At 43.6% G+C, this 20,770-nt stretch carries 17 protein-coding genes and 1 pseudogene; 8 read left to right on the top strand and 10 right to left on the bottom strand.

The annotated features are described in order from the left end of the window. Window positions 1-160: 160 nt before the first annotated feature. From AC1XUE_RS13370 to AC1XUE_RS13360, 3 genes are all read left to right on the top strand, one after another. A complete protein-coding gene (locus AC1XUE_RS13370; protein WP_483356478.1) occupies window positions 161-730 on the top strand; it encodes an NADPH-dependent FMN reductase in 570 nt (189 codons plus the stop codon). A 145-nt stretch (window positions 731-875) separates the two neighbouring features. Then, window positions 876-2,069 (top strand): acetyltransferase domain-containing protein, encoded by a 1,194-nt coding sequence (locus AC1XUE_RS13365; RefSeq protein ID WP_483356477.1) that lies wholly within the window; start codon window positions 876-878, stop codon window positions 2,067-2,069. A 99-nt stretch (window positions 2,070-2,168) separates the two neighbouring features. After that, window positions 2,169-3,305, top strand: a complete 1,137-nt coding sequence (locus AC1XUE_RS13360; protein WP_483356476.1) for a BamA/TamA family outer membrane protein — start codon at window positions 2,169-2,171, stop codon at window positions 3,303-3,305. Window positions 3,306-3,428: 123 nt separating this feature from the next. Here the strand turns inward: AC1XUE_RS13360 and AC1XUE_RS13355 are convergent, their stop codons facing one another. From AC1XUE_RS13355 to AC1XUE_RS13330, 6 genes and pseudogenes are all read right to left on the bottom strand, one after another. Beyond that, window positions 3,429-4,568 (bottom strand): MFS transporter, encoded by a 1,140-nt coding sequence (locus tag AC1XUE_RS13355; protein WP_483356475.1) that lies wholly within the window; start codon window positions 4,566-4,568, stop codon window positions 3,429-3,431. A gap of 148 nt (window positions 4,569-4,716) precedes the next feature. Further along, a pseudogene (locus AC1XUE_RS13350) lies at window positions 4,717-5,334 on the bottom strand (GMC family oxidoreductase); the annotation flags it as partial. A gap of 168 nt (window positions 5,335-5,502) precedes the next feature. Then, entirely contained in the window at window positions 5,503-6,033 is a 531-nt protein-coding gene (locus tag AC1XUE_RS13345) for a gluconate 2-dehydrogenase subunit 3 family protein (RefSeq protein ID WP_483356474.1), read from the bottom strand. A 262-nt stretch (window positions 6,034-6,295) separates the two neighbouring features. Continuing rightward, window positions 6,296-6,571 (bottom strand): hypothetical protein, encoded by a 276-nt coding sequence (locus AC1XUE_RS13340; protein ID WP_483356473.1) that lies wholly within the window; start codon window positions 6,569-6,571, stop codon window positions 6,296-6,298. A 43-nt stretch (window positions 6,572-6,614) separates the two neighbouring features. Next, window positions 6,615-6,992, bottom strand: coding sequence for a DoxX family membrane protein (locus AC1XUE_RS13335; RefSeq protein ID WP_483356472.1), 378 nt, complete (start codon window positions 6,990-6,992; stop codon window positions 6,615-6,617). Between the two features lie 29 nt (window positions 6,993-7,021). After that, the gene (locus AC1XUE_RS13330; protein ID WP_483356471.1) at window positions 7,022-7,459 is read right to left on the bottom strand and encodes a hypothetical protein; all 438 of its coding nucleotides are present in this window, start codon (window positions 7,457-7,459) and stop codon (window positions 7,022-7,024) included. A 306-nt stretch (window positions 7,460-7,765) separates the two neighbouring features. Here AC1XUE_RS13330 and AC1XUE_RS13325 point away from each other — a divergent pair, with 306 nt between their 5' ends. Then, window positions 7,766-9,088 carry a porin gene (locus tag AC1XUE_RS13325; RefSeq protein WP_483356470.1) on the top strand — a complete coding sequence of 441 codons (1,323 nt, stop codon included), beginning with the start codon at window positions 7,766-7,768 and terminating at the stop codon, window positions 9,086-9,088. A gap of 42 nt (window positions 9,089-9,130) precedes the next feature. Here the strand turns inward: AC1XUE_RS13325 and AC1XUE_RS13320 are convergent, their stop codons facing one another. The 3 genes from AC1XUE_RS13320 to AC1XUE_RS13310 form a co-directional block, all read right to left on the bottom strand. Further along, a complete protein-coding gene (locus AC1XUE_RS13320) occupies window positions 9,131-9,553 on the bottom strand; it encodes a secondary thiamine-phosphate synthase enzyme YjbQ (protein ID WP_483356469.1) in 423 nt (140 codons plus the stop codon). A 24-nt stretch (window positions 9,554-9,577) separates the two neighbouring features. Continuing rightward, complete coding sequence (locus tag AC1XUE_RS13315; protein ID WP_483356468.1) at window positions 9,578-10,333, bottom strand: NYN domain-containing protein; 756 nt, start codon at window positions 10,331-10,333, stop codon at window positions 9,578-9,580. 93 nt (window positions 10,334-10,426) lie between these two features. Further along, the gene (locus AC1XUE_RS13310) at window positions 10,427-12,784 is read right to left on the bottom strand and encodes a prolyl oligopeptidase family serine peptidase (RefSeq protein WP_483357992.1); all 2,358 of its coding nucleotides are present in this window, start codon (window positions 12,782-12,784) and stop codon (window positions 10,427-10,429) included. A 116-nt stretch (window positions 12,785-12,900) separates the two neighbouring features. On the opposite strand from AC1XUE_RS13310, the gene AC1XUE_RS13305 reads away from it, so the two are divergent. From AC1XUE_RS13305 to AC1XUE_RS13290, 4 genes are all read left to right on the top strand, one after another. Continuing rightward, window positions 12,901-13,872, top strand: coding sequence for an esterase-like activity of phytase family protein (locus AC1XUE_RS13305; RefSeq protein WP_483356467.1), 972 nt, complete (start codon window positions 12,901-12,903; stop codon window positions 13,870-13,872). A 388-nt stretch (window positions 13,873-14,260) separates the two neighbouring features. Continuing rightward, complete coding sequence (locus AC1XUE_RS13300; protein WP_483356466.1) at window positions 14,261-16,828, top strand: M1 family aminopeptidase; 2,568 nt, start codon at window positions 14,261-14,263, stop codon at window positions 16,826-16,828. A gap of 9 nt (window positions 16,829-16,837) precedes the next feature. Continuing rightward, entirely contained in the window at window positions 16,838-17,698 is an 861-nt protein-coding gene (locus AC1XUE_RS13295) for an AraC family transcriptional regulator (protein WP_483356465.1), read from the top strand. 163 nt (window positions 17,699-17,861) lie between these two features. Further along, entirely contained in the window at window positions 17,862-18,548 is a 687-nt protein-coding gene (locus AC1XUE_RS13290; RefSeq protein ID WP_483356464.1) for an SIP domain-containing protein, read from the top strand. Between the two features lie 52 nt (window positions 18,549-18,600). On the opposite strand, the gene AC1XUE_RS13285 is transcribed toward AC1XUE_RS13290, so the two are convergent. Next, entirely contained in the window at window positions 18,601-20,769 is a 2,169-nt protein-coding gene (locus AC1XUE_RS13285; RefSeq protein WP_483356463.1) for a S9 family peptidase, read from the bottom strand. Between the last annotated feature and the right edge of the window lies 1 nt (window position 20,770).

Genomic DNA, 20,770 nt, shown 5'->3' with positions numbered 1-20,770 from the left:
ACCGGTAAGAGCTGCCAGGAGCATATCAATTTGTTCGGGCGGCTCTTTGTCTGATCAAAATGGTTGAATGCATTAAATCCTGGGGAAGGCACACAATTTGTATTTGCAAAGACGAGAACAGGAATATATCTCAAACCTGTCACCACCAAAAATCGGAAATATGTATAAATTAAAAGTAATTACTTCGACCGTGCGTCCTGGAAGAAAAGGTCCGGTTGTAGCGGCGTGGATTCTGGATGTAGCCCGTCAGTATGGGTACTTCGACGTGGAATTATTGGATCTGGCGGAAATTGATTTGCCGTTGATGAATGAGCCCAAGCATCCGGCATTGCGCCAGTACGAACATGAACACACCAAAAAATGGAGTGCAGTGATTGACGAAGCAGATGCATTTATATTTGTAACTGCTGAATACAATTCTAACTATCCTGCTCCATTACGTAATGCACTGGAATACCTGGTGCTGGAGTGGGGACACAAACCGGCAAGCGTGGTGAGCTACGGCGGGATTTCCGCGGGAACACGGGCAGCGACCAACCTGAGAGCAGATCTGGCTGTTTTCAAAACGGTGGTTCTGTCGGAAGGAGTGAATTTGCCATTTTTTACTGAAAGCATCAATGAACAAAATGAGTTGGTTGTCAACGACAAATCAAAAAAAGCGGCAACAGGTATGCTAGACGAGCTTTTAAAATGGAGCAAAACGCTAAAACCGATGCGGTCAGAGTCGTAAGTGTATAGTATTATGAATTCTTAAATGAGAGGCTGATGCAAGTCTCTCATTTTTTTATGCATAAAATAAATTTTACTGCATTATAGAATTTGATCAGCCTGCTTTTCTATTTTAGAAACTCAACCATCAATATTCTATTGTAATTATGCCAGAAAGGGTATCCACATCCCGTGTTAATTCTATTGACTTTATGAGAGGTGCGATCATGGTAATCATGGCGCTTGATCATGTACGTGAGTACTTCCATATCACAGCATTCACAGCAAACCCTACGGATCCAGCTACAACTACCTCGATCCTTTTCTTTACCAGATGGATCACGCATTTTTGCGCACCCTCATTTGTGATGCTCTCAGGGATTTCCGCTTATTTATCGGGAAGAAAAAAAAGTATTGAGCAGGCAAGTAGCTTTTTGTTGAAAAGAGGTATATGGCTTGTATTGGTAGAGGTTACGTTAATCACTTTTGCATTATCATTTGACGTTACCTACAAAGTCATTTTTTTACAGGTGATCTGGTCTCTGGCAACAAGCATGATTGTTTTGTCGCTTTTTGTACGCTTCACATCGTCAAGAGTAATTTTGTTTATCGGGCTCTTGTTACTATTTGCCCATAACCTAACTTCCTTCATTAAGTTTCCCGAGAATTCTGTGCAGGACATATTAATGAATGTATTTTTCACTGCAACCGGGAAGTTCTATACTTTGAGCGAAGGGCACACACTTGGGGTATTTTATGTGATTCTACCTTGGGCAGGGTTAATGATGGTAGGCTATGGTCTTGGAAGCTTGTATGACAAAGATGCTGACGCGGCTAGACGGAAAAAGGTTTTGCTGACATTAGGGGCAGTATCTACCGTTTTGTTCCTGGTGCTGCGGGGACTTAACTGGTATGGAGATCCGTCGCCGTGGGCCAGCCAGGCAGACTCATGGCGTACATTTTTATCTTTCCTGAATGTGTCCAAGTATCCGCCGTCGCTGATGTATATGCTGATGACTCAGGGACCTGTCCTGATGTTACTTGCCATTACAGAACACACCAATAACCGCATTAGCAGGTTTTTTACAGTGTACGGGAAAGTACCATTTTTCTATTATATACTTCATTTTTATTTGATTCATGCATTGAGTGCACTGGCAGTGTTGGCGTCCGGTTACACATGGCGCCAGGTCACAGATTCGAAGCTGTTTTTCCAGTTCCGGCCATTCGATTTTGGTTATCAGCTGGAATATGTATACCTGATCTGGATTGGAATCGTTATATTGCTCTATATGCCGTGTCGATGGTTTGGAACCTACAAGACAAAACGTAAGAAAAAGTGGTGGTTAAGCTATCTTTGACTCGTCTATATTCATGTTAAAGAGGATATAAGGCATGGCTTGATTTTTGTAATCGGACATAAAGGTCTGTGCATCGCAGATTTCTTAATCTCTATCAACTTGAAGTATAAGTACTTTTTGCTGTTTATTTTAGCTGTCACACCTGAATGGGATGTATTCGGGCAAGAGAGAAAAAACTGGCTGAAACGGTTTGTCAGTAAAACTATTTCCGACACCACTGCTCCCGGTAAGCCCAGTTTCAGGATTTACCCGACCCTGGCCTATTCTCCTGAAACCAGTTTCGAATTTGGATTTTCATCATTACTTCTGTTTCAGGCTAAGAATGATACCGTGAACAGGCTGAGTGAAATAAACGCTTTTACGTTTATCACCCTAGAGGGGCAGTATGGAATATGGCTGGACAATGCCATTTACGGAGACAAGGATGCATGGTTTTTTCTGGGAAAAACCAAATTTCAGCGCTTTCCACTATTGTATTACGGCATTGGTCCGGAAACGCCGGGGAAAGAACCTGCACTCATTGATGCCAACTACATACTTCTCAGGCAGCGGATTTTAAGAAAGGTGGTTCGCAATGCTTTTATTGGTCCTGAATTTGACTATCAGCAATTATATAATACGGACTTTAAGCAACCTGATGGGCATGATGCATACGAGCTACCGTTAGGAAGCGGTGGTGGAAAAAACCTTGGGCTTGGTGTCGCGATGGTTTACGATAACCGACATAATGTGCTCAATGTCCGCAAGGGATTGTTTGCTGAACTATCGTTTCTGTCCTATAGCAAATCGTTGGCAAGTGATCACAATTTTGTTGGTGTGAATCTGGATTTCAGATCTTCACATCCGACCAATGCCCGAAATGTCTTTGCGTGGCAGGTGTATGGTAATTTCATGTCCGGAGATGTACCTTTCAACCAGCTGGCGCTGATGGGAGGTGAAATGATTATGCGCGGCTTCTATACGGGAAGGTATAGAGATAAAAACATGATCGCCGCCCAGGCCGAACATCGATGGCTGCCTTTCAAGTTCAGCCGGCGATTTGGTGGAGCCGTTTTTGGAGGAGCTGCTGTGGTTGCACCGAAGGTCAACGAGTTCTCATGGAAACATATACGCCCTTCCGGTGGAGTAGGTTTACGCTATCTATTATTTGCAAAAAAGGATATCTATTTGCGGCTGGATGTAGGTTTTACCAAAGAAGGGCCGGGTTTCTATTTGTTTACCGGTGAGGCATTTTGATATGAATCTCTAAATTGTACGATGCCTTGAAAGTGTTTTTAGTCCTGCGGTTATATTCATTTAACATTATGAGATTTTACAAGAATGATATCGTATTAAATTAACGCAGGATCTCATGATTACTTATTCTCTATGCCTGTACGTAACCGCCACAATCAGCAGTAGCACGCCAACAAAGGCCAATGCAATAGGTAATGAAAAACCTTCAGCGATAAAGCCGATCAATGCAGGACCGGCCAGCTGTCCGGCATAGCCTAACGTGGTAACTGCGGGTAGCGAAACAGATGGTGGTATATTGGGGATGTTTCCGGCAGCAGTGAAAAATACAGGAACCACGTTTGCAGCACCCAGTCCGACTAGTACAAAACCAAATAATGCAGCTTCCTGCGTGGGAATAAATGAGGCAATCAGAAAACCTGCGGATGAAATGAGCGCGCCGTACAATACTACTTTTGCTGCTCCGATTTTGTGGACGATCTTATCTCCTGTCAGTCGCATTACTGCCATAGCCACTGAAAATGCTGCGAAACCCAGCCCTGCCATGGAAGGCTCAAATCCTCTGTTAAATTGAAGAAATACAGCACTCCAATCGAGCAAAGAGCCTTCTGCAAGAAAAAACACGAAACACATTAAACCTAAAATAAGAACCGGTCCGCGTGGCAAAGTAAACGCGAATGAATCCACTTTGTCTTCCTGAGAATGGGGTAGCAGATTTTTATACTGGCTGGCGGCGATAAGAAATAATAGTGCAGAAATACATACCGCGGCAATAATAGGTGATAACCCGAACCTGATCAGAAAACCCAGACCAATAGATCCAAATAATCCCCCTACACTAAACATTCCGTGGAAGGACGACATAATATGTTTTCCTGCACGGTTTTGTACTACCACAGCATGGCTGTTCATGGATACATCTATTGAGCCAATGGCCGAGCCAAATATGAAGAGTGCTACAGCCAGTTGCCAGGCAGTAGTAGTCAGTAGGAGTACAGGCAGAATGATCGCGATGACAGTTGCGGCAGCCATCATCACTTTCCGGCTTCCATAGTTATTGATAAACATCCCTGTAAAAGGCATTGTGATAATTGCGCCGGCTCCCAATGATAATAGGACCAGACCCAGGGCAGCGTCATCGAGCCCGAGATTAATTTTGGCTACCGGGACCATCGGAGCCCAGCTTGAAAGACCAATACCACAAACCAAAAATATAAGTAAGCAAGCCTTTCTGGCTGAAATCGTGTGCTGAGTATACTGATCCATTCCTTTCATGTTTGTTGCAAAATAAGGTTTTAATGCACCCTAACAAAACAGTAAGCCGGTCACATCGTTGCAACCGGCTTATTGTTTGATATTAATCGGGGAAAATACCGATTCATGTAAATCGCTGTGAATTGATAATCAGCAGCAATCAGAGATTTTTCTTTTTGGACTCCTTCACTGCAAAATCCACTGCTCTGGCTGTAAAGGCCATATAAGTTAACGACGGGTTCACACAGGAGGCCGAAGTCATTGCGGATCCATCTGTTACAAAAACGTTCTTTACGGCGTGTAGCTGATTGTTTCCGTTAAGAACCGAAGTCTTTGGATCCCTGCCCATTCTGGCGGTTCCCATTTCGTGGATCGCCATTCCGAGGTAGGAGCCGTTGTCGTAAGTTCTTACATTTTTAACGCCGGATTTTTCCAGCATCTCTGCCGCATCATTGGCCATGTCAACCCGCATTTTCTTTTCATTTTCTCTTAAATCTGCATCGAAAACAACCGTTGGCATTCCGAATTTATCCTTTTTCTCCCTGTTCAGGTACATACGGTTTTCATGGTAGGGAAGTGTCTCACCGAAACCTCCGAAGCCCATAGACCAGTTGCCGGGAGTCGTTAATTCTTCTTTGAAATCTGCTCCGAAGGAGAGTTCGGCGATGTTGCGTTGCCATCCCTGACGACCACCACCGCCCTGATAGCCGAACCCACGCAGATAATCCCGTTTGTCGTTTCCTACATTACGATAACGGGGAACATAAATTCCTTTAGCTGTGAGCTCTTTTGCTGCCCACCCGCCCGATACCCCTGATCCTATGACGATGGCATCATAGGTGATATCTTTAATTGCATCAATATTTAAATTCGCCATTTTCTTGTAATGCTTGATGGATTTGAGAAATGTAAATCATAAGGTCGTTTGTGACACAACCCTGTCTAATCAGATTGCCCAGCTTTTTTGGCCTTTAGGCATCGGCCAGGAGCCATCGAACCTACCAGGTATCGGTAAATAATCCAATGCCTGAGTAGCACCGATTTCAGATGTAAAATAGCCTGTAACGGTGAGTCCTTTCATTTGGAGGAAAAATGGCTTATCTGATTTTGTAGCTCTGGTTACGATTTCTTTTTTCTGACCAGCATCCAGATTCACGAACGCTTTTTGATATACTTCCTGACTATCTTTATTGAGTCTTTCCACGCCATCATAGAATTTCTTTTGCTCATCGAGCTGATAGCAGTCTCTTACAACGCGTACTATGAATTTCTCTACACCCGCAGCTTTTGCGCCGGGAGTGGCTGTGGTAGGAATGATCACATCTGCAATTTCAGAAAGTAATACTTCCTGATCAGCTGATATATTCAGAGACGGACCATAATTCAGTTTTTCACCCATGGCACCTGCCATCAATGGGGCTGCCAGCACTCCGCCCATCATGAGGGTTATTCTTTCAATCGCTTCTCTGCGGTTCATCGTGTTATTTTATGGTTAGAATAGGTTTCCAAAGGGATAGATACATTTAAATTTTTATCGTTTCAACAAACCAAGAAATAAAAGGATTAAACCATTTTAAGTGATTTGCGAAAAACGATCCAATTTACAGAAGTTATTGGTGAACCGAATCTTTATTAACGAAATTAACATCCGGAATACAAGAGGAGATTTATTGGTAACTCTTGCGGGTAGAGCGGTGCCAATATTGTTCGAACAAAGAAAAATGCAGAAGCCCGTATGCTTAGCACACGGGATAATATTTGGTTTCGTACAGCATCATCTTTACTGCTGTGGGTTTTTCATCCAGCAGTACTTCGGCCTGGCAGCCCATTGCATGCAGTAGACCAATGATGTTGACTGCTGGGATTATACCGGATTCAGACTGCACGCGAAGAATTTTATCACAATCTTCCAGATCAAAGCTGGCTCGTAACATGTGGAAATGCAGGCAGATCACTTCCATTACAATGCCAGCCACATGTGAGTCCGATATATCGGTTTTAAATACTTCGATCATTTGAAATAATTTAATTGTCAAATCAAAGCAGCCTCGCTCTGCATTATTTTGCTTTCAGTAATGGTGTATAACTCTGACGATAATAATAGGCAAGAAAAAGGTTGGCTGCAAGCAGGAAAATGGCAACAGGAAGTCCGTCAGGCATCATGGCCAGATGATAAGCAAAAATATGTATTGTTACAGGGAACAATACGACAAGTGCCAGCGGAACAAATAAGCCTGAAAGCAGTGCCAATCCACAGATCAGCTCTACCACTTTAAGCAGAGGAATGAAGTAGCCGGTCGCCATCAGACCATCATTGAACTTCTTGACATCTCCACTCAGTGGAGGAGCCTGTACAAGATTGAAAAGAACAGCAATGGCTGAGGCCACAAAAATAAAGCCCAGAAGACTGCGGATAATGATTACGGCAATTTTCACGAGATGTTCAGTTTAAAGATAAGATATTATTATTTGTCAAGAGTCTGATCCGGTTGTAGGGATGCATCTTCTTTCAGGCGAACCAGGCAAAGTACGTTGTCGTCATAGTACCATTCTACACAAGGGAAACCGATGTCTAATCCGGGTTCGGCAAGCATCTTCATGAACGCTTCGCCGATTTGTGCCGGATTTTTCATCCACTCCCGAATCTCTATGCATAAGTATGTGCCTTTGGTTACCGTAAAGTCTTCAAATTGATGCTCTTCGCCGGGATCAAGTTTGTTAATGGCGGCTTTATAAATGATTGCTCCACTGGCATCCTGGTAGGATATGCCGTACCAGTCCCTTTGATCGTAATCCTTTACATTTTGTTGCAAAGTATCAAAGGTTTGCTGGATGCCTTCGGGGAAGTTTTTCGCCTGAAAGCATATGAGCTCAATGTTCTTTTTCCATATGTATTGCTCCATTGTTTATCCGGTTTAGAATTTTCGAAATATATCGCTTTTACTGCCACATGGTTGCCAGATTTTCAGAGCGTTGGCTAATAGCAGCTTGTCGTGAGGTAGCATTTGTTTGGCTATGCAAACTAAATAGAACATGAGCATAATCTGTGATGTAATTCAGGACAATGTAAGGGGGAATTCAGGACATGAATTCGTGTTGTAGCGATCATGAAAGTTTGAAACACTCTTTTCATTATTCCTGTGTTAAAGTGATAAATATAAAAAAATGGCGACATTTGCAGGTCATTACTGACACTGATACATCTAACTATGAAGAACTGGATCTTCGGAATCCTTTTTACAATTTCTTTATTTAATTCCGGACAAATACGGGCGCAACGGTTTCTGATGGATTTGGTGGATACCACCAACCAGATGGGGAAGGGGATGTTGTCTATTTATGAGCGCTATGACAGAGTGAGAATGAGCGGATATATTCAGCCGCAATTTCAGGTGATCAGCCGTGAAGGAGCTGAATCATTCAATGGAGGGAATTTTTCTCCGGCTGCCAATAATCGGTTCATGTTAAGAAGGGGACGTCTGAGGGTTGACTATGCGCATCTTAATAAACAAGGAAATGCAACGTCCTATTTTGTGTTTCAGTTTGATGGCACAGAGCGCGGTGTGGTGATCAGGGATTTCTGGGGTAGGTTTTATGAGAATAAATTCAAGGTATTAGCCGTGACCACCGGGATGTTTGCAAGGCCATTCGGATATGAAGTAAACCTGTCGTCTGCCAATAGAGAGACTCCCGAACGGGGACGGATGTCGCAGTTGCTCATGAAAACAGAGCGGGATATAGGCGCCATGTTAACGGTAAATGACAGAAATGCGGATAGTAAGTGGGCCAAATGGAAGCTGGATGTTGGTGTTTTCAATGGGCAGGGTATGGCAGGGCCTGTGGATTATGACAGTCATAAGGATGTGATCGGAAGGTTGAGTCTTAAACCCACCAAAATGAGATTTTTGTCCGGAGCTTTATTATCGGCGGGCGTTTCAGGCTACACAGGAGGAATTACAAGTCAGTCCAGCGTCCTGTATGAAACGCGCGGATCAGGTAGTAAGTTTGCGATGCAACGGGATTCGTCTGATTCGAATAACCGGAAGATTGCGCCCCGTAAATATGCGGGTGCTGATTTTCAGCTTGTATTTCCAAACAAAAAAGGAGAAACAGAATTCAGAGCCGAATATATGTTTGGTAAGCAAACCGCTACATTTGGCACCAGTGAAACACCAGGAACCTATCCCGCAACCAACGGCATAAAAGACCCGCTGTATATCCGTAATTTTGATGGGGCCTATTTCTATTTTCTACAACATTTGGGAAGCGAAGAGCACCAGATGGTCCTGAAATATGACTGGTACGATCCCAATAAAAAGGTAGGAGGTAAAGATATTACGGCTGAAGCAGGCTTTAGTAAAGCAGATTTGCTGTATAAGACATTTACAATGGGATACGTTTATTATGCCAATCCGTCCCTGAAGTTTCTTTTCTTTTATGATGTTGTACGTAACGAGAGGTCGGGATTGGAGGGTTTCACTTCGGATGTGCCAGACGATGTTTTCACTTGCCGGGTTCAGTATAATTTTTAATGATTATGCTCCTGTCTTTACATTAAGGCGGTAAATATTCAGTTATTCACCCCAAATCGTCACCAATAAGTTTCGCGCACCGCCATAATCCCTGTGCTCACACAGATAAATGCCCTGCCATGTTCCCAGTGCCAGTCTCCCATTTCTGATAGGGATCATTACCGAACTTCCCAGTATAGATGACTTAAGATGGGCAGGCATGTCATCAGAACCTTCATAATCGTGCTGATAATCCGGATCGTTTTCCGGCACAGATTTGCTGAAATACATCTCAAAATCCATGCGGACAGTCGGATCCGCGTTTTCGTTGATTGTTAGTGAAGCCGATGTATGTTGGATGAAAACCTGACAGATACCCATTTTGAATAAACTGATGTCAGAAACTTCTCTCAGGATGTCATCGGTAATCAGATGAAAGCCTCGTTTTCTGGCCCGAAGCTGAATAGATTTTTGGGAGATTCTCATAGACTGATCGTTGAAAACTGCTGATTATCTAGATTTCACATAAAAATGAGATGTGTTGTTTTTACCGGTGGGCCTCTCTTCAACCTGCAAAACCTTAATCGATCGTATCAGATCTAACAGTTTTTTATGTCCATAATTTCTAGGGTCAAAATCGGGTCTCTTTTTGAGAATCATATTCCCTAATACCCCAAGGAAAAGCCATCCATCTTCGTCGGCGATATCATTGATGCTTTCCGAAATGAGCCGGATCAGTCCTTTGTCTACCTTGGCGACAGGATTGGCTTCTTCCTTTGCTACTGTTTTCGTCGCTTCCGGAATTTGGGTTTCCGGTTTTGCCTCTTTTTTAAGGATTTCAATATAAATGAACTTGTTGCATGCAGCAATGAAAGCCGCCGGAGTTTTCTTTTCACCAATGCCGAAGACCAGCATCCCTGCCTCACGAAGCCGTGTTGCCAGCCTTGTAAAATCGCTGTCACTGGAAACGATACAAAAGCCATCGACACGGCCTGTGTACAGGATATCCATCGCATCGATGATCAAAGCGGAATCAGAAGAATTCTTGCCTGAGGTATAGCTATACTGCTGAACAGGTGTAATTGCATTTTCAAGCAATACCGTTTTCCAGCCTGAAAGGGTAGGTTTTGTCCAGTCACCGTAGATACGCTTAAAAGTTGGGGTTCCGTATATTGCTACCTCTTCCAGCATTCCTTTAATATTGGAATATGGCACATTGTCTGCGTCAATGAGTACTGCAAGCTTGAGCTCTTTAATATTTTCCATGTTTCAAAGTTAAAAGGAAAGAAAGTAGAAATGCCAATAAAGCGAAAAAGGGAGAAAAGACCGCTACTCTTTTCTCCCTTTAACCTTGAATTCTTACTTAAGCTTCTCCTCAAATAACTTCAAAATGCGTTTGTACTCATCCGTCCATGAAGATGCTTCCACAAAACCATGGTCTTCCATTGGGTAGGAGGCCAGTTCCCAATTGTCTTTTCCCAGTTCGATCAGTCGTTGCGATAAGCGGATAACATCCTGATAATGCACATTTACATCTACCATACCGTGGCATATCAACAGATGATTTTTTAATCCGGCAGCGTGGTAAATCGGTGAACTCTTGCGATACGCTAAACTGTCGGCCTGTGGTTCGTTCAGAATGTTGGCCGTGTAACCATGGTTATAGGCTGCCCAGTCGGTAACCGGACGGAGTGCTGCTCCGGCCTTAAATACATCCGGTGTTGTGAACAGACCCATCAGCGTAATGAATCCGCCATAAGATCCACCATAAATACCAATTTTTTTAGAATCGATGCCGTACTGTTTGACCAGCCATTTAGCACCGTCGGTATTGTCAGTTAAATCTTTTCCTCCCATGAAACGGTAGATCCCCGTACGCCAGTCACGGCCATAACCTGCACTTGCACGGTAGTCCATATCCAGTACAGTATAGCCAAGGTCGGTCAGCAGGTTATGGAACATATATTCCCGGAAATATTGGCTCCACCACTTATGCGCATTTTGCAGATAGCCTGCACCGTGTACAAATATGACGGCCTTACCATTTGATTTTTTTGGCTCATAAACTCTTGCATAAATATTTTTTCCGTCAGTGGCTTTGATGGTTACCACCTTTGCTTCTCTCCATTTGTAAGAGAGGAATTCATCTGAAACGGATTTAGTAATTTGCTCTGCTTTTGCCGCTGGTTTGTTATCCATCACAAACAGTTCCCATGGATTGGTACTGTTGGAATATCTTACCGCGAGTTTAGTTTCATCCGGCGATATTTTCACTTCGTAAGCTCCGGTCAGATGGGTGATACGCGTGCGTGCGCCGCCATTTACCGGCATACTGTAAAAGTGCTTTTCACCCGGATGAATCTCGTTGGTGATCAGATAAAAAGTTTTCTTGTCATTTGAAAGCTCAACATCCTGAATTTCAAAATTGCCACTCGTTAATTGTGATTTTTTTCCTGTTGCGACATTCAAAGTATACAGGTGAGAATAGCCGGTCGCCTCACTTTGAAAATAGAGTGTATTGTTGTCTATCCATCCAAGCTTTCCACCGGAAAAACCTCCTATGCCGGGTCCGCCGATCCATGCCTCATCACGTTGGCGGTCCAGCAATCTTAGAGAAAGAGAATCGGGATTCAGTGCCATAATCCAGCGATCCTTGTTATCCTGTGAAGTAACCACTAACACGCCGTGTTCCCCGTTCTCAGACCAAAAAGGGCCGGCAAAGGATACTTCTCGTTCTTTTTTCTTCCATGCACTATCTTGTTTGGGATAATCCTTCAGATAGTCTGGTTTGTCATGGATGCCGGGGATGGATTTAGTAGTCACTTTTCTTGCCGTATCCTTCTTCATGTCATATACCCAGAACTCGTGACTGGTAGCGGGTGCGCCCACTTTGGCTCTGGACGGCAGATCTTCGGTGAAACCCGATTCTGTAACATAATTCGGGACAATAGTGGATTTGGCAGCCTTGTCTGGTTGGGATAAACGGTATGTAACAAACCGTCCGTCGGGGCTTAACTTTACGTAACTGGCTCTTTTTTCACCTATATAGATTTCTTTGGGCGAGTCTGCTTTCTCAGCTTCCTCAATCTTTTTACCTGCATCTTTTTTCTCTTTGCGTTCTTTCAAGACCTGGAACATAGAGATCTGATCGCTTTTCAAAAATTTCTCTTCGTCGCTCAGTTTTGTATCCGACTTCTTATTTCCGGTTTTAAAGTCGGTATGCTGAGTTAGCAGACCGCTTTGCAGATTTACGCTGTAAAGGTTATTGTTCTTTTCAAATACAATGCTCTGCTCATCTCCGCTGAAGGTAGGGTTGCTTTCTCTGTCTATGGTTTTGGTCAGTGGCCGGGTGGTGAAATTCTTACAATCAATGAGAAAAATATCTCCGTTTTTAGCGAATACTTTCAGTGTTCGTGCCCTGTTATACGTTCCTTCTGAACCAGATATTTGTTTTCTTTCCGCAGTGCTTAATTTACTGATTTTCTTATCAGACAGATTGTAAGAATAAAGTGAATCCGACAAATTCTTATCAGGATTCCAATCAAAATAAATATTTCGGGAATCTTCAGACCAGGAAATATTGGATGGAGATGTTCCCATCCACATTTTCGGATCACGCATAATTTTCTCTACGGTAAGTTTGCCAAGTTTTTGTGCTTGTGAAGTGGCTGCATGCAGAAGAAAAAGTACTAAAATGGATTTATAGAAGTATTTCATGGATTTGTGGAATAGTTCATTAGGCTTGTTACTGTCTTTTATGATTTGTTTCATAAATGTACAGAATTCAGTGTTATTTTTACCAGGTCACAATACCAATGGTGACATAAAATCTGATGAAAAAAATGCTTTTGAGTGCTGTGTTATCTGTTTTTGGTATCATAGCAAACGGACAACCTCTGCAGTTTATCTTTCAGGATAGTACATTCACCACCATGAAACCGGCAGGCCAGTTGCACGGCATTTCGGCTATTGAATATGTACCCGCTACGAAACAATGGCATCTTGCAGCTGATCGTGGATCCTACTTCGTACTGGATCAGATTAAGGACATCAGGGATTTCGATAGCAGGGCTAATTTGACTTTTGCCAAATCGACACACAACTGGTTTGAATCTGTCCGGTTTGATAACAATACCGGACGCTTTTTTTACGCAGTAGAAAACGAATATGATCAGGCGTGGGAAAATCTGGATACGACCACGTATGTAGCTTACTTTGATCAATTTCCTCCGAAGGGTAAACCTCAGTTTCTGATTGCACCTATGCGTCTTCCTGCTGACAATAAAGGCATTGAAAGTATGGCAGTAACCGAAAAGGGGACGGTTTGGGTGGCTCCGGAGTCTGGCTGGGAAGGGGAGACAAATGCTGAAAAGGATACTGTTCATTTTTTACGATTTGATAAAGAAGCAAACGGTTACCAGCAACCTAAGCCATTCAGTTACGTGATAGACAGAAAAAGTTGCCCCAATAGCCCAACAGAATATTTGGGAGGAATATCTGAGATTTTATCAGTAAACGAAGATCAGTTACTGGTGTTGGAGCGGTGTTATGATAATGGTCAGGGAGGTAGCAAAATTGTTAAAGCAAAACTTTGGAACGTGACAATCCAAGGCAGTCATTTGTTAAAAGATAAAGAACCGGCGTTTGATTTCAATAAAGGCTTGCCTTTTGTTCCTGATAATCTGGAAGGGATGTCCTGGTGGCCTACAGAGAGCGGGAAGCGAAAGCTGATTCTGGTAAGTGATGACAATCCGGGCCTGAAGAATGATCAGCGTACACAGTTTATTCTTTTACAGGAAAAATAGGTTCATATAGAGCCATAAGCTTTCAACACGCTTGTAAAAAATGCTGTTATTGATTTTAATCGCCTCTACCTCTTTTTTTGTCACCGTTACATCCCTACGGGATTAAGGTTTGGATTTGGTCATTTGTTACCACTACCAATATTATATCGCTACGCGATTGGCTACGGTACAGAATAGCAATATTTTCAAATGCCGTCAGACATGTAATCGACATTATTCTGATTATACCGTATCAGAAATCAAAACATCTACCTGGCCTTAACCGGTTTGAATGATTCAAAAATCGGGTTACAGACCTTTCTAAGGGAAAAAAGATTTAACTTGCTATTCATCGGGTCCTGGGTTGCCCTGATCGAATGAATTGCAGTAATTAAATAGTTTTTTATCCATGCGTCTTCTTTTTTCTTCTTTACTATTTATCATTTTATTCGTTTTCGTTTTTTGGGGTTGTAATACAAAAAAAGAACAACTTCCTGAAGAAGGGGTATCGTTCCAACTAAATGAACAGCGACAAAAAACCATCTCCGGAATTGAATATACATTAGAGCTGGAGATACCGAAGATAAGAAGCGAAGCTATTAAAGGGAAAGAGATTATCTCTTTTGCCCTCAAAGATGAGTACAATCCGCTTGTCCTGGATTTCACGGCAGATTCATCACATCTGTTATCAGTGAAAATAAAGGGAGAAGATACTGACTATCTTTTTGAAAACGGACATATCGTCATTGCCTCAAGCAATTTGCAGAGAGGACGCAATGAGATTGAGATCAACTTTGTAGCCGGTGATATGTCTCTGAATCGTAGCGATGATTATCTGTATACACTTTTTGTGCCCGACCGTGCTTCGAGCTGTTTCCCGCTTTTTGATCAGCCTAATTTAAAAGCAGTTTATACGCTGTCGTTAAAAACGCCTGCCGAATGGGAAGCGGTTGCCAATGGCACTTTATCTAAGAAAATTACCAAAGGCAAAACAAACGTTTACCAATTTGCTGCAACACAACCTATCAGTTCGTATCTCTTCGCATTTGCGGCGGGCAAGTTTTTCAAAACTACCGAAACTCTGAAAGGAAGGGAAATGACGATGTATTACCGTGAAACAGATGCGGAAAAGGTAGCACGAAACAGAAGTGAAGTATTCAGGTTGCATGCAGAGTCCCTGGCATGGCTTGAAGAGTATACCTCGATCAAATACCCCTTTGGAAAATTTGATTTTGTACTGCTTCCGTCCTTCCAATATGGCGGTATGGAACATCCCGGGGCGGTATTTTATAATGAATCAGGGTTGTTGCTCGACGAGAATGCTTCTGTCAATAAAAAAATGGCCAGAGCAAGCGTAATCGCTCATGAGTCGGCACATATGTGGTTCGGCGATCTGGTGACGATGGATTGGTTTAATGATGTATGGCTTAAAGAAGTATTTGCCAATTTTATGGCCGCCAAGATTGTGCATCCCAGTTTTCCCGAAATCAATCATGATTTACGTTTTTTACTGGCGCACTATCCCGCTGCATATGAGGTAGACCGCACCGCCGGAACCAATCCTGTCTTACAGGATCTTGGCAATATGCGTAATGCAGGGACGCTGTATGGCGCTATCATTTACCAGAAAGCACCCATTGTCATGCGTCAGTTGGAACGCAAAATAGGAGAAAAGCTGATGCGCGAGAGTCTTTCCGAATATTTAAAGAAGTTCTTCTTTGGCAATGCACGTTGGGATGATCTGATTACTATTATCGATAGCAAAACACCACTCAATATCTCAGAATGGAGTAATGTGTGGGTGAAAACATCGGGTATGCCGGAATACAATCTGCTGTCTGAAAGCGGTTCGATGACCCTTCAGCAGGTTACAGATTCGGTATCCGCACGCATATGGCAGCAGTCTTTGCATGCCAAATGGAAGAGGGGGGAAACGTACAGTGAAAGCAGTCTGAATCTTGTCAATGACAAACCATTGCTCATAAGTGAAGCGAAGACCATGGTGTTTCCGAATTCAAGCGGCGTGGGCTATGGTTATTTCAGAATGGATACTGTGAGTAGGAATTATTTTATAAAACATTATTATGATAAAATGGAGGCGGGCATGGATGATCCTGTATTCCGGGGCGCAATGCTTGTCAATATATGGGAGGCATTTGTGCGTGGAGATGGTCCTGAGCCGAGCGTCATGATGGCTGGTATTTCGGATATGCTCGTAAAAGAAGATAATCCATTGCTAACTGACTACCTGCTGGCCAATCTTCATGCTCTTTGGTGGTCTTTTATTTCGGATACCAACCGCCAGGGACAGCAGGAATATATGGAAAAATTGCTTTGGACCGGGCTGACAACGATACCGGACAAGGGCATAAAAACATCTTATTTTAAATCCTTCAGAAATGTAGCCATCACAGCAGATGGCCTTGGCAAACTGGAAAAACTGTGGAGCGGTAAGCTGAAGGTGAAAGATCTGGTGCTGTCAGAGGATGATAAAATTAGTCTTGCATGCGAATTGGTGTTGAAGGGTGGTGATAGACATGACAACTTATTGCAGCAGCAAATCAGAGATACCAAAAATCCGGACAGAAAGGCAAAATTACAATTTATAATACCTGCTGTGAGCCATGAGGAAACAGAAAGAGATGCGTTTTTCGAATCGCTGAAAAGGGAGGAAAACCGGGAGAAGGAGGCCTGGGTTTTGGAAGGACTCACTTACCTGCATCATCCATTACGCCAGCAAAGCGCTTTAAAATACCTGCGTCCTTCGCTTGATATGTTACAGGAAATCCAGCTCACGGGTGATATCTTTTTCCCGACCCGCTGGACCAACACCACTTTTTCAGGCCATTCGGGAATAGAAGCTCAAAAAATTGCCCAATCCTTTCTGGCGGAAAATCCGGATTATCCTTATTATCTGAGAAACAAAATTCTGCAGGCTACAGATATGCTTGACAGAGCTGTGAAACTGAAAAGGTAAAGCTGACAAATGGAACCGAAACAGTCGATACCGCTGCATTTTCTAACGGATGATAGTCGCGATGGTATTCATCTGCACAAGATTGGGGTGACGGCGCCTGACCAGTTAGTGGGTATGGAAGCGCATCGCGACGACCATTGTAACTTTTTCTTTCAGGTACAGGGCCAAAGTTCGTTTATGGTGGATTTCCGTCAATTCAGTCTGGATGGTAGTGGCGTGTTCTGCATTTTTCCCGGACAGGTTCACTGGCCTGTTTCCATTTCAAATGCAAGCGGCTGGCTGCTGGCAGTCGATATGATGCTTGTCGGTAATGTTTACAGAGAAGTATTCGAAGAATATGTAACGGATGGAGATCCGATTAAGATCAATGCTAATCAGTCAGACCAATTGACCAGTAGTTTGACTATGCTTGATCACTTAAAAACAAATCTGGATGAATCGGGCTTCCGTCAGCAAATAATAGCTGATATGATTCAGGTTTGTATAGGTCTTTTCGCTACGATTATTCTAGGCAGCAACAAGCATCGTCATACAAACCACTCACGCCCGTCGATGATCGCTCGGGAGTTCAGGAAGCTCTTACGAAAAGAATATAAATCCATTAAAAGTCCTGCTGCTTATGCGCGTTTACTAAATATTACACCGTCGTATCTGACCGAGGCAATAACAACTGAAACAGGTTTGCCGGCAGGATATTGGATACATCAGGAAGTTATACTGGAAGCAAAACGACTTCTATACTACACAGACCTTAGCGTAAAAGAAATTGCTTTTTCACTTGGCTACGAAGATCATGCTTACTTTTCAAGACTATTTAAAAAGGTGATCGGCTTGTCGCCGGGCCAGTTTAAAAATGAATACCGTAAATAGTCCAATGATTACCTGTCTTTCTCTATTTTCAAATCGCTGCTTCAGGCCTTGTTTTGTACCATCATTGAATCAGCAGCATCGTTAAGCCATTTCCGGCCGGAATCGGATGATTGTTGTTTGTGAAGTATGCTGATTCAGAGTGATTTGGATAAACAATTTGAGAATGAACTTTATAAAACAAAAAGCGCTGAGCCTTATTGAGAATGCCTTTGGCAAAACTGGTACCGTACTGGCCATACGAGTCTGGGAACCTGCAACTTTTTACGAAGTGGATGTTTACTTTCCTGATATGGATATGTCGGGCTGGGAGAAAGTCCAACATATTAAGATAAGAGTAGCCGATGGCGTCTACCGCGATTACACCCCGGCGGGCTGGGATGCAGAAACACATACGTGTACGTTGTATGTCGATGCCATGCATGACGGGCCGGGTAGCCGCTGGGTCAGTTCGCTCGTTGAGGGCGACAGCATCACCTATGTAGGTGTGGGTAATACGTTTCACCGTGCTTTACCCGGGAAACTGGTCGTACTGGGTGATATGAGTGCGCTTGGTCATTATCTTGCTCTACAGCAGCTGGCAGCAGGAAGGCGTATCATAGGGGCTATCTCTATCGCTGAGGATGGCCACATGGCAGATTTTTTCAACAACTTCAAATGGAATGTGCAGCCAGTAAAACAAAGTGATGAAGGGGGATTTGCATCTCTGCTGGAATGGACAGAAGGAGTGGATCTGACCGGTGCCGAAGTATATGTTGCCGGACATATATCAACAGGAATTCGACTTAGAAAAGAGTTAAAAAAGCGTAAAGATGGACCTGCTAGTGTGCGGGTTCAGGGTTTTTGGTCTTGAAACAGACAAGGCCGGTTGTGATCGCCGGCCTCGTCTGTCTGTCAAAGCTTACCTATTTCTCCCCAACATACCGCTCAAAAAACTCATAAATACGAAGTATCCTATCGATACGTTGACGGGCATTCCCTGTTCTGCTCAGCTCATGTGTCCCGCCAGGCATTCTTACATACTCTACGTCTCTGCCTAATATTTTAAGACTCTTGTATAACAATTCGCTCTGTATTACTCCGGTTCTTAAATCATTTTCCCCATGTTTGATCAGCAGCGGGGTGTGGATATTTTCGACAAAAGACTGAGGTGAATTGGCATCCATGATTTTTTTAATTTCACTCTGCCACGGATAGCCTCCGAAATAATTCGGAACCAGATTCCAGGCATTTCCTTCTCCCATAAATGTGGTCAGCTCATAAACGCCACGCTGGGCATGTGCTGCTTTAAAGCGGTTGTCGTGGCCTACGATCCATGCTGTCAAATAGCCTGCATAGGATCCTCCGGTAATCACCTGACGGGCGGTATCGGCCCAGGATTCCTTGGCTGCGTCTGAGGCAGCAGCAAGTACATCCGTAGCCGGACCGGTTCCCCAATCCTGGAAATTGGCTTTCATAAAATCAAGTCCGTAACCACCGGAGCCACGAGGGTTGGCATAAACCACACCATATCCCTGTGAGCAGAAAAATTGGAATTCATGCCACATAGAAACTTCTCCGGGACCCCACATGGCTGTAGGCCCGCCATGCATTTGTAGCAGTAACGGATATTTTTTGCCAGCTTCCGTTTGTGCAGGTTTCATCACCCAATACTCAATCGTCTGCCCTTTGCTGTTGGTTAAAGTCCTCTTTTCAGGATAGCTGAGCAGTTTGCCTTTCAGCCATTCTGTATTGTGGTTACTCCTTTTTGTTTCGGTTTGAAAAGCAGGGTCAGCCGTGTATATTTCGCTTGGATTAGCGACTTCCGTCTTAGCGTAAATCACCATATTGGACGCCACATCAAAGCTATTGATGCCGATGTTGTAGCCAGTAAGTTGATTAATTCTTTTGCTCACTACGTTCATACGGTATACAGGAAATCCGCCATTGGAGGCAGCCGTAAAGTACAGTGATCTGCTGTCGGGCGACCAGGTCAGATTACCTGCACTACGGTCGAAAGCAGAAACATAAGGACGTGCCTCTGAGCCCATAGTGAGAATGCCGATATGACCTTGATCAAGCGTACCCGGCCGAAGGGCAGCAGCTGAGGATATATAAGCGAGATATCGGTTGTCTTTCGACACCGTTGGTTGACTGAAGTTGAAGTTCTGATCGCTCAGCAATGTTACCACAGCGCTTCCGTCCACGCTGGCACGTACAATTCGGCTGGCTCTGCTGCGATCTGGGTGCTGAAGGCTGTCGCCCTGGGTTACCATAATTATTTTTCCGTCAGGTGTCCAGCTTGCCTGTGTGAAACTGTAGAAGCCCCGTGTAACCGCCTTTGGTTTGGCTCCTTCCTTAGGCTCAATGGTATACAAGTGAGAAAAAGTCAGCTCGGGCTGGGTATTGGATTCACCCTGAAAGTTAAGTCTGTTGATTACCTTGGCCTTCTTGTCTTCTGTATCCTTATTCAGATAGGCCCTTATTTCTGCCAGTGAGCCATCAGGATTGGCCTTCACATCTTTGGACGGCCTGATAAAAGTATTGTCTGCAAACCCTGGTTTTTCCAAAGACCAGGCCGGAACTTTGCCTGCAGGATTTAAAATGGAGTCTTTCATGATTTCCTGCAAGGACAAGCCTGCTGAAAAGAGAATGCTGTTGCCATCGGGAGACCATTTCGGATTACCCGCCCCGTAAGCAAGGCTTGTAAGTTGCCAGGCTTCGCCTCCATGAACAGGAAGGACGAAAAGCTGGTTTTTTTCTTTCACCTTTCTGACGAAAACAATCTTAGTGCCATCTGGAGACCAATCCGGTTGCGACGCGCTTTCGCTTCCACGGGTCAGGGCAACTGGTTCGTTTTTACTTTCTAAATCCACCAGATAAAGATTTGTCCGATATTCGTATTCAAACTGGGCGTCTGCCAGTGGTTCGGTAGTCAGCAAGGTGTAAACTGCTCTTTTTTCTCCAGGCGCCATCAACACATTGCCTACTTGCTTTACTTTGGTGAGATCACTTGCTTTTATTTTATCCCTGGACTGCGCTAAAGCAGATAAGCTCAGTGCGCTTAACAGAAAAAAAACATATAATTTCTTCATA

The sequence above is a fragment of the Dyadobacter sp. HNCC25DJ187 genome (assembly GCF_056895255.1).
The sequence above is the reverse complement of the archived record's forward strand: the minus strand, read 5'-3'. Positions and strand labels throughout refer to the sequence as shown.

Excerpts from the sequence above, each read along its gene's own strand:
- AC1XUE_RS13295 (WP_483356465.1), top strand. The coding sequence starts at position 16,838 with ATGGAACCGAAACAGTCGATACCGCTGCATTTTCTAACGGATGATAGT.
- AC1XUE_RS13310 (WP_483357992.1), bottom strand. The coding sequence starts at position 12,784 with ATGAAATACTTCTATAAATCCATTTTAGTACTTTTTCTTCTGCATGCA.
- AC1XUE_RS13315 (WP_483356468.1), bottom strand. The coding sequence starts at position 10,333 with ATGGAAAATATTAAAGAGCTCAAGCTTGCAGTACTCATTGACGCAGAC.
- AC1XUE_RS13345 (WP_483356474.1), bottom strand. The coding sequence starts at position 6,033 with ATGAACCGCAGAGAAGCGATTGAAAGAATAACCCTCATGATGGGCGGA.
- AC1XUE_RS13340 (WP_483356473.1), bottom strand. The coding sequence starts at position 6,571 with ATGATCGAAGTATTTAAAACCGATATATCGGACTCACATGTGGCTGGC.
- AC1XUE_RS13365 (WP_483356477.1), top strand. The coding sequence starts at position 876 with ATGCCAGAAAGGGTATCCACATCCCGTGTTAATTCTATTGACTTTATG.
- AC1XUE_RS13290 (WP_483356464.1), top strand. The coding sequence starts at position 17,862 with ATGAACTTTATAAAACAAAAAGCGCTGAGCCTTATTGAGAATGCCTTT.
- AC1XUE_RS13320 (WP_483356469.1), bottom strand. The coding sequence starts at position 9,553 with ATGAGAATCTCCCAAAAATCTATTCAGCTTCGGGCCAGAAAACGAGGC.
- AC1XUE_RS13285 (WP_483356463.1), bottom strand. The coding sequence starts at position 20,769 with ATGAAGAAATTATATGTTTTTTTTCTGTTAAGCGCACTGAGCTTATCT.
- AC1XUE_RS13355 (WP_483356475.1), bottom strand. The coding sequence starts at position 4,568 with ATGGATCAGTATACTCAGCACACGATTTCAGCCAGAAAGGCTTGCTTA.
- AC1XUE_RS13300 (WP_483356466.1), top strand. The coding sequence starts at position 14,261 with ATGCGTCTTCTTTTTTCTTCTTTACTATTTATCATTTTATTCGTTTTC.
- AC1XUE_RS13325 (WP_483356470.1), top strand. The coding sequence starts at position 7,766 with ATGAAGAACTGGATCTTCGGAATCCTTTTTACAATTTCTTTATTTAAT.
- AC1XUE_RS13370 (WP_483356478.1), top strand. The coding sequence starts at position 161 with ATGTATAAATTAAAAGTAATTACTTCGACCGTGCGTCCTGGAAGAAAA.
- AC1XUE_RS13305 (WP_483356467.1), top strand. The coding sequence starts at position 12,901 with ATGAAAAAAATGCTTTTGAGTGCTGTGTTATCTGTTTTTGGTATCATA.
- AC1XUE_RS13330 (WP_483356471.1), bottom strand. The coding sequence starts at position 7,459 with ATGGAGCAATACATATGGAAAAAGAACATTGAGCTCATATGCTTTCAG.